The sequence below is a fragment of the Xanthomarina sp. F2636L genome (assembly GCF_026410195.1).
GTDB lineage: Bacteria > Bacteroidota > Bacteroidia > Flavobacteriales > Flavobacteriaceae > Xanthomarina.
The window spans coordinates 226,311-239,086 of sequence record NZ_JAPMLM010000068.1 but is presented as its reverse complement, the minus strand read 5'-3'; the positions used below and the strand labels follow the sequence as shown (position 1 = coordinate 239,086).

Annotated in this window: 10 protein-coding genes; 4 read left to right on the top strand and 6 right to left on the bottom strand. The window is 32.5% G+C overall.

The genetic code is table 11. From position 1 onward, the window contains the following. Positions 1-2: 2 nt before the first annotated feature. Positions 3-1,322 carry a hydroxymethylglutaryl-CoA reductase, degradative gene (locus OS191_RS08480; protein ID WP_267155264.1) on the bottom strand — a complete coding sequence of 440 codons (1,320 nt, stop codon included), beginning with the start codon at positions 1,320-1,322 and terminating at the stop codon, positions 3-5. A 147-nt stretch (positions 1,323-1,469) separates the two neighbouring features. On the opposite strand from OS191_RS08480, the gene OS191_RS08475 reads away from it, so the two are divergent. The 4 genes from OS191_RS08475 to OS191_RS08460 all read left to right on the top strand — a co-directional run bounded on the left by OS191_RS08475 (position 1,470) and on the right by OS191_RS08460 (position 7,932). Then, positions 1,470-3,659: a S9 family peptidase gene (locus tag OS191_RS08475; protein ID WP_267155263.1), complete on the top strand. Its 2,190-nt coding sequence runs from the start codon at positions 1,470-1,472 to the stop codon at positions 3,657-3,659. Positions 3,660-3,788: 129 nt separating this feature from the next. Beyond that, positions 3,789-5,312: a peptide MFS transporter gene (locus OS191_RS08470; RefSeq protein ID WP_267155780.1), complete on the top strand. Its 1,524-nt coding sequence runs from the start codon at positions 3,789-3,791 to the stop codon at positions 5,310-5,312. Between the two features lie 38 nt (positions 5,313-5,350). Continuing rightward, the gene (locus tag OS191_RS08465; protein ID WP_267155262.1) at positions 5,351-7,138 is read left to right on the top strand and encodes a peptide MFS transporter; all 1,788 of its coding nucleotides are present in this window, start codon (positions 5,351-5,353) and stop codon (positions 7,136-7,138) included. 248 nt (positions 7,139-7,386) lie between these two features. After that, positions 7,387-7,932 (top strand): thioredoxin family protein, encoded by a 546-nt coding sequence (locus tag OS191_RS08460; protein ID WP_267155261.1) that lies wholly within the window; start codon positions 7,387-7,389, stop codon positions 7,930-7,932. 6 nt (positions 7,933-7,938) lie between these two features. On the opposite strand, the gene OS191_RS08455 is transcribed toward OS191_RS08460, so the two are convergent. Genes OS191_RS08455 through surE form a run of 5 tightly spaced genes read right to left on the bottom strand, consistent with a single transcriptional unit; the run spans position 7,939 to position 12,717 of the window. Beyond that, a complete protein-coding gene (locus OS191_RS08455; protein ID WP_267155260.1) occupies positions 7,939-9,984 on the bottom strand; it encodes a ComEC/Rec2 family competence protein in 2,046 nt (681 codons plus the stop codon). A 21-nt stretch (positions 9,985-10,005) separates the two neighbouring features. Next, a complete protein-coding gene (locus tag OS191_RS08450; RefSeq protein WP_267155259.1) occupies positions 10,006-10,536 on the bottom strand; it encodes a C40 family peptidase in 531 nt (176 codons plus the stop codon). Position 10,537: 1 nt separating this feature from the next. After that, complete coding sequence (gene lpxB, locus OS191_RS08445) at positions 10,538-11,653, bottom strand: lipid-A-disaccharide synthase (protein ID WP_267155258.1); 1,116 nt, start codon at positions 11,651-11,653, stop codon at positions 10,538-10,540. Positions 11,654-11,663: 10 nt separating this feature from the next. Next, positions 11,664-11,948, bottom strand: coding sequence for a hypothetical protein (locus OS191_RS08440; RefSeq protein ID WP_267155257.1), 285 nt, complete (start codon positions 11,946-11,948; stop codon positions 11,664-11,666). Then, positions 11,941-12,717: a 5'/3'-nucleotidase SurE gene (gene surE, locus OS191_RS08435; protein ID WP_267155256.1), complete on the bottom strand. Its 777-nt coding sequence runs from the start codon at positions 12,715-12,717 to the stop codon at positions 11,941-11,943. The genes OS191_RS08440 and surE overlap by 8 nt, the downstream gene beginning before the upstream one ends. Between the last annotated feature and the right edge of the window lie 59 nt (positions 12,718-12,776).

Sequence of the window (12,776 nt, the reverse complement as noted above, 5' to 3'; positions counted from 1 at the left end):
ATTTATGGTTTTCTTAAACTCTTTATAGCTTCCACAACCGCACTGTGTGTTGCAGTATGTGTTTTAAAATGGTCTATTAATGTGGCTTTTTCTTTTTCGGTTGCTTCAAACTGATTTAAGATATTCATCAGGTGCATTTTCATATGGCCTTCTTGGATTCCAGTAGTTGTTAATGAGCGTAAGGCAGCAAAATTTTGTGCCAATCCAGCAACAGCTACAATTTGCATAAGCTCTTTGGCAGTTGGATTGTGTAATAATTCCAAGGCTAATTTCACTAAAGGATGCAAGCTAGTTAAGCCACCAACAGTTCCTAAAGCTAAAGGGATCTCAATCCAAAAATAAAAGGTATCGTTTTCAATTTTTGCATGTGTCAAACTGCTATAGCTGCCATTTCTAGAGGCAAAGGCGTGAACCCCAGCTTCTACGGCTCTAAAATCATTTCCAGTTGCAAGAACAACTGCGTCAATGCCATTCATAATACCTTTGTTATGAGTCACTGCTCGAAAAGGTTCTATTTCAGCAATCTTAACAGCCTGAATAAACTTCTTAGCAAATTCTTTTGCGTCTATTGATGGGTCTTCTGTTAAATCTTTAACCGGGCAGCTCACTTCAGCTCTTACCAGGCAATTAGGAACATAATTAGAAAGAATGCTCATAATAATATCGATGGACTGCTCATCTTGAGAAAAACCATCATAATCAAGTGCCTCTTCCCTAAAGGTTTTGGCGAACTGTTCTAGGCATGAATTGATGAAATTGGCTCCCATGGCATCTAGGGTTTCAAAGGTTGCATGCAGCTGAAAATAGCCTTCAATACTCTTAGTTTTATCACGTAGCTCAATGTCAATAATGCCTCCACCTCGCTTTTCCATATTTTTGGTAATGGGTTTTGCAGCTTCAATTAGTTTGGGTTTTATGGTTTTAAAAAATGTATTTAAAACCTCAAAATCCCCATGAAACATAAAGTGTACTTGTCCTATTTTTGTTGTCGATAATACTTCAGCTTTAAAACCACCTCTTTCTAACCAGAATTTTGCTGCTTTACTAGCAGCTGCAACAACAGAACTTTCTTCAATAGCCATTGGAATGGCGTGCATTTTACCATTAATCAAAAAATTTGGTGCCACGCCAAATGGCAAGTAATAATTGGTAATGGTGTTTTCTATAAACTCGTCGTGTAACTGTTGTAGCTTGATATTAGAATTCCAATATTGTTTGATAATGTTTTTAGCATTTTCATTTTTATTGAAATAAGTAGCGACTATCCAATCGATTTTATGTGATTTAGAAAGTTTAGAAAAGCCAGAAATAGATTTGCTCATGAATTTAAATTAAAATACAAAGATACTCTTCTTGTTACTATTTTTAGATTAGTTGTGTTTTAAAAGGCTATTTAACTGTTAATATTTACTGTTTTTTGCTTAATTTTTAGTAAACTTGACATTATTTTATTCAAAAGAAACATTTTAATGAAATTCATAAAACACCTTCTCCTATTTTGCATTTTTGCAACTTTCTTAACATCAGCACAAAATAAAGAAATAACTCTTGAGGAAATCTGGTCTGGAGCCTTCAGAACAGAAAGTATGGATGCTTTACATTCCATGAAAAACGGTCAGCAATACTCTGTTCTTAATTTTGATAGAGCTTCTGGAACGACTTCTATTGAAGTTTACGATTATAAGACTTTAAAAAAAGTAAAAACATTGGTTAATTCAACCGATATTGAAAGTATCCCTTATTTTACGAATTATACATTTAGCGACGACGAGAGTCAAATTCTTTTAGCTACGGATGTTGAGTCTATTTTTAGACGTTCGTCTTTAGGAAAATATTACATTTTTGATACAAAAACAAAGCAGGTAACTCTAGTTGCTGAAGAAAAAATACAAGAACCAACCTTTTCTCCAGATGGTACCAAATTAGGATATGGTTATAAAAACAATCTTTTTATTAAAGATTTAAAGTCTGGCAAAACAACTCAAATAACTTTTGATGGTGAAAAAAATAAAATCATCAACGGTATTACAGATTGGGTTTACGAAGAAGAATTTGGTTTTGTAAGAGCCTTTGAATGGAATGCAGCTAGTAACAAAATAGCATTTATTCGTTTTGATGAAACAAATGTGCCAGAATTCTCCATGGATGTATATGGTTCAGAATTATATCCTACTCAGGACGTTTTTAAATACCCAAAAGCTGGTGAAACTAATGCGACTGTTTCACTTTATTTGTATAATTTAACTACAGATAAAGCTTCAGAAATAGAAGTAAATAAGGAGTATAGCGATTTTTATATTCCTAGAATTAAATGGACGAATAATCCCGATGTGTTAAGTGCTCATTTTTTAAACAGACATCAAAATGAATTGGATTTATGGTTGATTGATGCTGAAAATAATTCAAATAAATTAATCCTTGAAGAAAGAGATAAGGCTTATGTGGATATTACTGACGATCTTACTTTTTTAAAGGATAATAGTTTTATCTGGACAAGCGAAAAAGATGGAAACAATCATATCTATCATTATTCTAAAGATGGCGAACTACTTAACCAAGTAACCAAAGGAAATTGGGAAGTAACTAGTTATTATGGTTTCGACCAAAAGCAGGATAAGATATTTTATCAATCTACTGAAAATGGATCTATTAATAGAGATGCCTATTCTATAAAGCTTAATGGAAGAAGTAAAGAGCGATTAACTAAAAATGAAGGCACTAATAGAGCCTCTTTTAGTGCGGATTTCTCATATTTCATCAATTCGTTTTCAAATGCAACTACGCCTCCTGAATATACTTTGAACGATGCAAAATCTGGAGATTTAATTAAAAAAATTAAAGACAACGAAAAGCTTTTACAAAAGTTAGCTGCATATAGTATCTCGCCAAAAGAATTTAGCACCATCTATGTTAATGGAAACGACTTAAACATGTGGTTAATAAAGCCAGCTAATTTTGATGACTCTAAAGAATATCCACTTTTTATGTATCAATACTCAGGTCCAGGATCTCAAAGTGTTTCTAACAGTTGGAATAATTCTAACGATTACTGGTATCAGTATCTAGCTCAAAAAGGATATATTGTAGCTTGTGTGGATGGAAGAGGAACAGGATTAAAAGGAGCTGATTTTAAAAAAGTAACTCAAAAAGAATTAGGAAAATTTGAAGTTGAAGATCAAATTGAAGCTGCCAAACAACTTGGAGAATTATCATATATTGATGCCTCACGAATAGGAATTTGGGGCTGGAGCTATGGAGGTTTTATGAGTAGTAATGCACTTTTTAAAGGAAACGATGTTTTTAAAATGGCTATTGCAGTGGCTCCGGTTACTAGTTGGCGTTTTTACGATTCAGTTTATACAGAACGCTATATGACAACACCTCAGGAGAACCCTAGTGGTTACGATGATAATTCGCCAATAAACCATGTAGATAAGTTAAAAGGTGACTTTTTACTAATTCATGGAACAGCAGACGATAATGTACATGTACAAAACACCATGCGTATGGTGGAAGCTTTAGTTCAAGCTAATAAACAATTTGAATGGATGATTTATCCAGACAAAAACCATGGAATTTATGGAGGAAACACCCGTCTACATTTATTTACTAAAATGACTGATTTTATAGATAGAACTTTAGGAGATAAAAGAGATTAAACAATAGAATAGATTAAATAAAAAGCAAAAATTAAAGAATAAAACACTAATTAACTAAATAAACTTATGAGCCAAGAAAAAGATTCAGCGTTAATCAAGCATCTTTCTAAACAGAGAATTGATGATAGTATGGTAATGGGGCATCCAGCAGGATTGTTCGTGTTGTTTTTTACAGAAATGTGGGAGCGTTTCAGTTATTATGGAATGCGAGCTCTATTAACGGTATTCTTAATAACCGAAATAGGTAAAGGAGGCTGGGAATGGACTAATGCAGATGCTATGCAACTTTATGCTTGGTATACCGGATTAGTTTATTTAACGCCACTTTTGGGAGGGCTGATTGCAGATAAATTTACTGGATTTAGAAAAGCTATCTTATTAGGAGCTCTAATAATGACTTTAGGACATGCTTCTATGGCTTTCGAAATGGTTAGTCCTAATTTCTTTTATGCAGGACTTGTAATGATGATTTTAGGAAACGGCTTATTTAAGCCAAATATTTCATCAATGGTAGGAAATTTATATCCAGATACAAGCTCCAAGAAGGATGCTGGTTACACCATTTTTTATATGGGTATTAATGCAGGTGCTTTCTTAGGGATGTTACTTTGTGGTTATATAGGTGAGAAAATTGGATGGCACTATGGCTTCGGGTTGGCTGGTGTTTTTATGTTATTTGGAATGTTACAATTCTATTTTGGACAAAATATCTTTGGAATAGTTGGAGAGAAACCTAAAAAACAATTTGAAGCAGATTTAGAAAAAATTGCAGACGATGAAGATGAAATTGAAACTCCATCGCATATTGTTAGAGATAGATTAGTAGTTGTAGGGATCTTAATGGTTGCCAGTATATTCTTCTTCTTTGCCTTTGAGCAAGCTGGTGGATCTATGACGGTTTTTGCCAAAGATTACACACAAAGAGTTTTAGAAGGTAACACAGGTGTTATTTTTAAATGGATAGATGCTATTTTAACCATTTTTCCAATTCTAATTGTTTCTTGGGTACTTTATGGTTTAGGTAAGAAAATATATAAGACTTATCCTTTAACAATAATTTTTACAGCAATTTCTTTTGTAATTATATGGATTTTAGGAGGTTGGAAAGTTTATAGAGAATTTAGTCTTGAGCAAACAGAAGTAACAGTTTCTTGGTTTCAAATTCTAAACTCCTTTTTTATCATCACTTTAGCATCCTCATTTAGTAAAATGTGGGAAAAAGTTTGGAATCCTTCTGGGCCTGTTAAATTTGCAATGGGCTTAGCTTTAGTAGGAATAGGGTTTGTAGTTTTATCTGTAGGTTCTAATAGTATCCCTCAAGGTGCAACTAGTGCATCTGTAAGCATGATTTGGTTAATAATGGCGTACTTTTTTCATACAACGGGAGAGTTATGCTTGTCTCCAGTAGGGCTTTCTTATGTGTCTAAATTGTCGCCTAAACGATTAGCTGGATTGTTGTTTGGACTTTGGTTTACAGCTTCGGCTATTGCCAACTTTATTGCAGGAATGACAGGGTCTTATATTGATCAAATCTCACAAACATACTCTATGTCTACCTTTTTCTTAATTATTGCAGCCATCCCTATTTTCGCTGCTGTAATCTTATTGATTTTAAATCCGAAACTAAAGAAAATGATGCACGGAATTAATTAATTCATGTTAGTAATTAACTAAACTAAATACTTATTGCAATGAATACAGATATTGAAAATCTTTTTAAAGACACCGTACTTGGGCATCCGGTAGGATTATTTATCCTGTTTTTCACAGAGATGTGGGAGCGTTTTTCCTTCTATGGAATGCGAATCCTTCTTATTTTATTTTTAACAGCACCCATGATGAGTGATAATCCTGGATGGGATTGGCCACGTGAACATGCTTTAGCATTAATTGGAACTTATGCATCTTTACTGTATTTAACTCCAATTGTTGGTGGTTGGATTGCCGATAAATATACTGGATATCGTATTGCTGTAATTATAGGATGTTTGGTGATGACACTAGGTCACGCTGCAATGGCCTTTGATACTACGCTTACTTTTTATATAGGTCTTGCCTTATTAGTTATTGGAACGGGTTTCTTTAAACCTAATATTACCTCTATTATATCTGAAATGTATAAAACTAGAGAATCTAAAAAAGATGGTGCTTACACTATTTTTTATATGGGTGTAAATGCAGGTGCTTTCTTCGGAATGATGCTTTGTGGATATCTCGCTGAAAATTATGGATGGCATTGGGGCTTTGGTTTAGCAGGAATTTTTATGCTATTGGGAATGCTTCAATTTATATTGGCTCATAAAATTTTTGGACAAGTAGGTGATAAACCGGCTAGAAAGGAAGAAGTTGTGTTGTCGCATAATGTAGATTCAACAGATACAGAAGAAGTGGAAGAGGAATTGAAAGCTGAAATAAAGCTTAATCCATTTACAAATTTTGATTATCTGTTAATTATCCTATCGTCTCTAGGTGGCTTGCTCTATCTCTTTAATGATCCATTGGAAACGATTTATTCTAAATCTTTGGTGCCTTTTGAGATTGGTGGTATGAGTGGAACAAACATTGTGGTTCTTGCTGCATTGGCATTGTTTCTAGTGTTATTGGTAACACGAATTGCTCGCTATTTACCAATAGTTAGAGATAGACTTATTGCTGTAACTATATTCGCTCTTTTTACTGTATTTTTCTTTGCGTTTTTTGAACAATCTTTAGGTTCAATGACTTTGTTTGCGAACGACTATACAGATAGAAGTCTGACTGGAAATGCAGCAAGTATTTTTAAAATAATTGATGCTTTATTAACGACCATTCCATTGATAATAATAACCTATGTTATTACTCTTATATTCAAGAAAACATTTACTAAAATTGGAGCTTCCAACATTGTGCTTGCTATTGCATTTGCTTTAGTATGGGGGTTAGTTATTTTCCGTTTATATGACAAATTTAGTCAAACAGAAATGACCGTTGATGCTACATGGTTTGGAATTCTTAATTCATTCTTTATCATTACACTTGCACCTATATTCTCTAAGTGGTGGGAAAGTAAATATAATCCAAGTGCTGCTATGAAATATGGTATTGGATTGGTGTTATTAGGATTTGGTTTTGCTATTTTATCTTATGGAGCATCTGATATTCCTCCCGGAGCTCGAACAGCTTCTGTAAGTATGATATTCTTGATTCTAGCGTACTTGTTCCATACAATGGGCGAATTATGCTTATCTCCATTAGGACTTTCATACCTGAGTAAATTAGTACCAGCTAGAATGATTGGTTTTATGTTTGGAGTTTGGTATCTGGCTATAGCCGTTGGACAAAAAGCAGCAAATACTATGGGTGGAATGATTGATAAAATCTCGGAACAATATTCTTTAGGAACATTCTTCTTAATTTTTGCTATAATTCCTGTAGTTGTAGGATTAGTATCAATGGCTCTAAACCCTGTTCTTAAACGCTTAATGCATGGTGTTCGTTAATCGAATTAAACGTTAAAATTTATAAAAAACACTTCAATTTTGAAGTGTTTTTTATATTTTAGGAATAATTTTTGAAAGAAATAGACTTAAAATCAATATGTTTGAAAATCAATTTTATTTTCAATAGACATCTAAAAAAACTGTCATATATAAGTAAGCATTTCAGAATATTTCGACTAAGTTTAACAAAATACCTAGAAGATTAAGTGAATATCTTCAACTTAAGATAACAATAAAATAAATAATAAATGAAAAAAGTAGTATCCCTAATCGCCTTAATGCTTGTTGTTACAAGTATAACTGCCCAAGAAATTAATTGGGTAAGTTTAGAAGAAGCCGTGGAACTTCAAAAGAAAAATCCTAAAAAAATCATGATAGATGCCTATACCAATTGGTGTGGCCCATGTAAAATGTTAGATAAAAATACCTTTCAGAAAAAGGATGTTGCAGATTATGTAAACAAGTATTATTATGCGGTAAAATTTAATGCTGAAGGGAATGAAACCATTAATTTTAAAGGAAATACGTTTTCAAATCCTGGCTATAATCCAGCAAATGCAAATAGACGCAATTCACAACATGAATTATCGGCATATTTTAGTGTGAGATCGTATCCAACTATATTATTCCTAGATGAAAAAGGAGAATTTTTAAGTCCGGTAATTGGTTATAAAACGCCTCAGCAATTAGAAGTTTACTTAAAATTGTTTAAGGAAAATGCTCATACTAGTATGAAAACACAAGAAGATTTTTCAGCTTATTATAGTGCTTTTAAACCTGAGTTTTCAAATTAGAAGCTGCTATTTAAGTTTGATAACAAATGCTCCCTTTTTATATGTATGATGAAAAGGGATTTTTTGTGCTTTACAAGTTTCTTCCCAACGTGTTATATAAGATTTGTAATTACTCCCATCTGCAATAATTACTTGAGGCTGGATGGAATCTATCAATCTGTTTAAATTTAGTTTAGGAGAATTCCTCAGCCATACATACTCGGGTTTAAAGGATTTAATATTATAAATTCCCAAACTATCCACTACCAGCAGCCATTTGTTATTTATTTTATACATAGTCTGTAAGCTTTCTTCTTGAATCTCTGTAATATGATTTTTAGTAGTATAATTAGTAATCATAGTATTTTTTGCTTCGACAGAATCAATTAAACTATGATGCAATTGTAAAGCTCTCCCTTTATGAAACCCTATAATAGAAGAAGTTCCTTTATGGAAAACCACAAACTGCTCTTTAGTTTCTGTGAAATACTTTGTTGTAATAAGAACACTCTGACCTATTAAAATGGCTACTAAAACGTATAATACTTGTTTGTAACTTTTCTTTGTATAAAGATGATAAAGGGTAATAATTAGGATATAACTAGCTATTACCTGAAAGATGTTAAAAGAAATATCTTGAATTAAAAAAGCTTCCTGTTTTGCAATCCATTTAAAAAAAAGATTCATACTCTCTATTATTTTTCCGTAAGAAGTAGAGAGAAAACTTGGAAGAAAATTTATGGTAGATAAAATGATTATAATAATCCCGAATCCTAATATAAATCCTAGAAAAGGAATTGCGATTACATTAGATAATAAAAACAAGCCTGGAATTTGATGAAAGTAATAAATACTTATAGGTAATACCCCAAACTGAGCTGCAATAGATACAATAAACGCTTGCCAAAATTTATCTGCTACTGGGTATTTTGGGCGCCAAATACTATATAATAATGGATAAATTGTAACAATGGCAATTACGGCCAAGTAACTTAGTTGAAAGCCCACATCAAATAGGAGGTTGGGGTTAAATAACAATAATACAAAGGCAGAACCAGCTAATATGTTTAAAGTATTTCTTGGTCGGTTTATATTCATAGCTACAGCCACAAAGCTAAACATGAGTGCAGCCCTTAAAACTGATGCAGATAATCCAGCAATAATGGCAAAGCCCCATAAACATATAATAATTGCAATAATTTTATAAACATGCCCATACTTTATAAATTCTATAGGTTTAAAAATGAAGTTTAAAAACAAGAGGATAATACCGACATGTAAACCCGAAACAGCAAGAATATGTATGGATCCAGCATTTTTATAATCGTTATAAATGTTCTCGCTTAACCCTTGTCTCTGTCCTAAAAGCAATGCATTTATTATAGCGAGCTCATCAGGTTTAAAATTATGATTTTGGAGCTTGCTGTTTATGTGTTTTCTAATAGCATCGGCATAGCCATAAATTGAGGATGTCTTTGTTTCTGCTATAAAAACATCTTCATATTTTGAATATATCTGCGAATAGATGTACTTATTTTCTAGAAATTTTTTAAAGTTAAATTGATCTGGATTTAAAGGGGCTTTTACTGCATGAATTTGTGTTTTTATAATAAGAATATCATCCACATCAAATGCACGAGTCAAACTATCCTTTCTAATGTTTAATAAGGATAAACCTTTAACAGAAACCTCATTGATTTTTAAAATACTAACTACATACCTATCGTTAAAATTGTTTGGTTTTAACCTGTTTGAAACCTTAAGTGTTACTGACAAAATGCTGTCTTGTATAAAAACAGAACTGTAAGAATAATGGCCTTTATGATTTTTTTGATTGTGAAGGGTCACTAGCAAGATGCCTAAAGAAATCATCGTAATATAAGAAATGAGTCCAAACCAAATAGTCTTCTTTAATTGCGGTTTTGAAATAAAATATATAAGAGTTAATAAAATAAGTAGTACTCCAAAAATTTCAGTCGAAATGAGTAGGGAAATATCAATAAAACGAGATAACAGAATGCCTGTAACCAGGTAAATGGTTAGCTTAACTATAACAAAATCAAGTAGTTTCACGTAAGTAAGATAGTGAAAATCTTACAATATTCTACGTGCTTGTACAAAGGCAAAATACCAGTACTTTTCAGATAATTCGGAAGTCATAACCCCTTTGCTTGTAGAAGCATGTATAAACTCAACATAACCAGGTCTGGACTCTGTAACCATGCCAACATGATTAATGTGCCTACTGTTTTTTTTGGTAGCGAAAAACAATAAATCGCCTTTCTGTACTTGTTTGACATCTACCCAATCTCCAGTGGTTGCTAGACCTCCAGTAGTTCTAGGTAAAGTAATGTTTTCACTTTTATAGGCTGTTGTAATAAGTCCCGAACAATCCATTCCTTTTTTGGTAGTTCCTCCATATTTGTATCGAACACCATCATATTTTTCGGCTGTTTTAATAATGTTTTCTATAGTAGAATTATTTGTAGCTTTTCGGGTACTATTTGACTTTTTTACTACAGTTGTCGTTTTAGTAGTTTTTCTATTGCTACTTTTAGTGTTTTTTGTCGATTTACAAGCAGAAATGCTCATAAGAAGAGATAATAAAATAATTAATTTACGCATGTTATTTTTTTATTGCCTGAAAGATTAGATTCGCTGTTTTTTCGCTCGCACCTTTACCACCTAATTTTTTTTCAAGTTCGTAGTAATCTAAAAATAATTTAGCTCTAACATAAGGGTCTAAAATTAAATCAAGTTCTTTTTTAAGCGTTTTTGTGTTGAAATCGTCTTGGATTAATTCCGTAACCACTTTTTTATCCATGATTAAATTTACTAAGGAAATATATTTTAAGTTGATGACACGTTTTCCAATTTGGTAAGAAATCCAATTCCCTTTATAACAGACAACTTGAGGTATTTTAAATAAGGCTGTTTCTAAGGTAGCTGTTCCAGAAGTTACTAACGCGGCAGTGGAAACCGATAATAAATCATAGGTTTTATTTGAGATAAAGCCCACATTTGAATTTTTTATAAACGGTTTATAAAAACTATATTCCTGACTAGGAGCTCCTGCTATTACAAATTGATAATTTGGATAATCCTTGATGATAGACAGCATCACCGAAAGCATTTTTTTTATCTCTTGCTTTCTGCTGCCTGGTAAAATAGCAATGATGGGTTTTTCGTTAAGTTCGTAATCAGCTCTAAAAGTATATTCGTTAACTTGTTTTCTATTGGCAATGGCATCAATTGTTGGATGTCCAACAAAATGAACTGGAAAATTATGTTTCTTTTCGTAAAAATCTTTTTCAAAGGGTAAAATTACATACATTTCATCTACATCATGCTTGATAGCTTTAATACGATTTTCTTTCCAAGCCCAAATTTGTGGAGATATATAATAGTGTGTTTTAAAGCCTTTTTGTTTAGCCCATTTGGCAATTCGTAAATTAAATCCAGGATAATCAATAAAAATCAAGACATCAGGGTTAAAGGTTTCGATGTCTTTTTTGCAAAAGGATAGATTTCTAAAAATGGTTCTTAGATTCATGATGACTTCAGCAAACCCCATAAAAGCTAAATCACGATAATGTTTTACTAAACTATCACTGGTTGCACTCATTAAATCACCTCCCCAAAATCTAAATTCAGCATTGACATCTTTTTTGAGCAATTCCTTCATTAAATTTGAGCCATGTAGATCTCCAGAGGCCTCTCCAGCTATAATATAGTATTTCATACTGTTTTTTCTATATAAATTTAAACACAAAAGTTGAAACAGCAATAATAATTGTGATTAATAGAACGCCTCTTGCTCTATAATCCTGTTTCCTTTTTATAAAAACAAAGAAGGCTATTAAATTTAAGACAGCACCTAAACTAATAAGTTTGCCTAAAATCCCTTCGGAAGAAGCCGATTTTAAAACGTTAAAAAAATCGGCATTGTTTCCAAAAATAAGAGTAGCAAAATACAGTCCAACAGCATTTGCTATTAAGCCAATAATTGCACCAATTAAAAGTTCTTTTTTAATCATTGAATTTCCATGTGTTTAAATCTGTTATGGCACGATATGCAGTTAAATCAAATTGTACTGGAACTACAGAAATATAACCGTTTTCCAAGGCCCATTCATCTGTATCTTCGCCATTATCTAAATTAACAAACTTTCCTGTAAGCCAATAATAATCTTTTCCTTGTGGCGATTGTCTCTTATCAAATTCCTCTTCCCAATTAGCTCTAGCTTGTCTGCAAACTTTAACACCTTTAATATCTTTTTCTGGTAAATTGGGGAAATTAACATTTAAAACTACTTGCTCGGGAATACCATTTTCTAATGCATTTCTAGCGATATTTTTTACATACTTTTTTGTAGCTTCAAAATTAGCATTGTAGTTATAATCCAACAACGAAAAACCAATAGCAGGAATGCCTTCAATTCCGGCTTCCAAAGCAGCACTCATGGTACCAGAGTAAATAACATTAATAGAAGAATTAGAACCATGATTAATTCCAGAAACGCATAAATCTGGCCGTCTGTCTAAAATTTCTTTTACTGCAAGTTTTACACAATCGGCAGGAGTCCCAGAGCAACTGAACTCTTTTTGCTCTCCATTATCAATATATACACGTTCTAGATGTAACATCGAGTTAATGGTAATAGCATGTCCCATACCACTTTGTGGACTATCTGGAGCAACTACTACAACATCTCCAAGTTCTTTCATAACTTCAATTAATGCTCTAATTCCTGGAGCAGTAATGCCATCGTCGTTGGTGACTAAAATAAGAGGTTTTTTTACCATTCTAATTTCAATTTAACATTGCTAAAATACATAAAATCCTACGTAAGGCATGAATTTTT

What these genes read in the sequence shown, in the direction of transcription:
- OS191_RS08480 (WP_267155264.1), bottom strand. Translation starts at nt 1,322, where the DNA reads ATGAGCAAATCTATTTCTGGCTTTTCTAAACTTTCTAAATCACATAAA.
- OS191_RS08475 (WP_267155263.1), top strand. Translation starts at nt 1,470, where the DNA reads ATGAAATTCATAAAACACCTTCTCCTATTTTGCATTTTTGCAACTTTC.
- OS191_RS08470 (WP_267155780.1), top strand. Translation starts at nt 3,789, where the DNA reads ATGGTAATGGGGCATCCAGCAGGATTGTTCGTGTTGTTTTTTACAGAA.
- OS191_RS08465 (WP_267155262.1), top strand. Translation starts at nt 5,351, where the DNA reads ATGAATACAGATATTGAAAATCTTTTTAAAGACACCGTACTTGGGCAT.
- OS191_RS08460 (WP_267155261.1), top strand. Translation starts at nt 7,387, where the DNA reads ATGAAAAAAGTAGTATCCCTAATCGCCTTAATGCTTGTTGTTACAAGT.
- OS191_RS08450 (WP_267155259.1), bottom strand. Translation starts at nt 10,536, where the DNA reads ATGCGTAAATTAATTATTTTATTATCTCTTCTTATGAGCATTTCTGCT.
- lpxB (WP_267155258.1), bottom strand. Translation starts at nt 11,653, where the DNA reads ATGAAATACTATATTATAGCTGGAGAGGCCTCTGGAGATCTACATGGC.
- OS191_RS08440 (WP_267155257.1), bottom strand. Translation starts at nt 11,948, where the DNA reads ATGATTAAAAAAGAACTTTTAATTGGTGCAATTATTGGCTTAATAGCA.
- surE (WP_267155256.1), bottom strand. Translation starts at nt 12,717, where the DNA reads ATGGTAAAAAAACCTCTTATTTTAGTCACCAACGACGATGGCATTACT.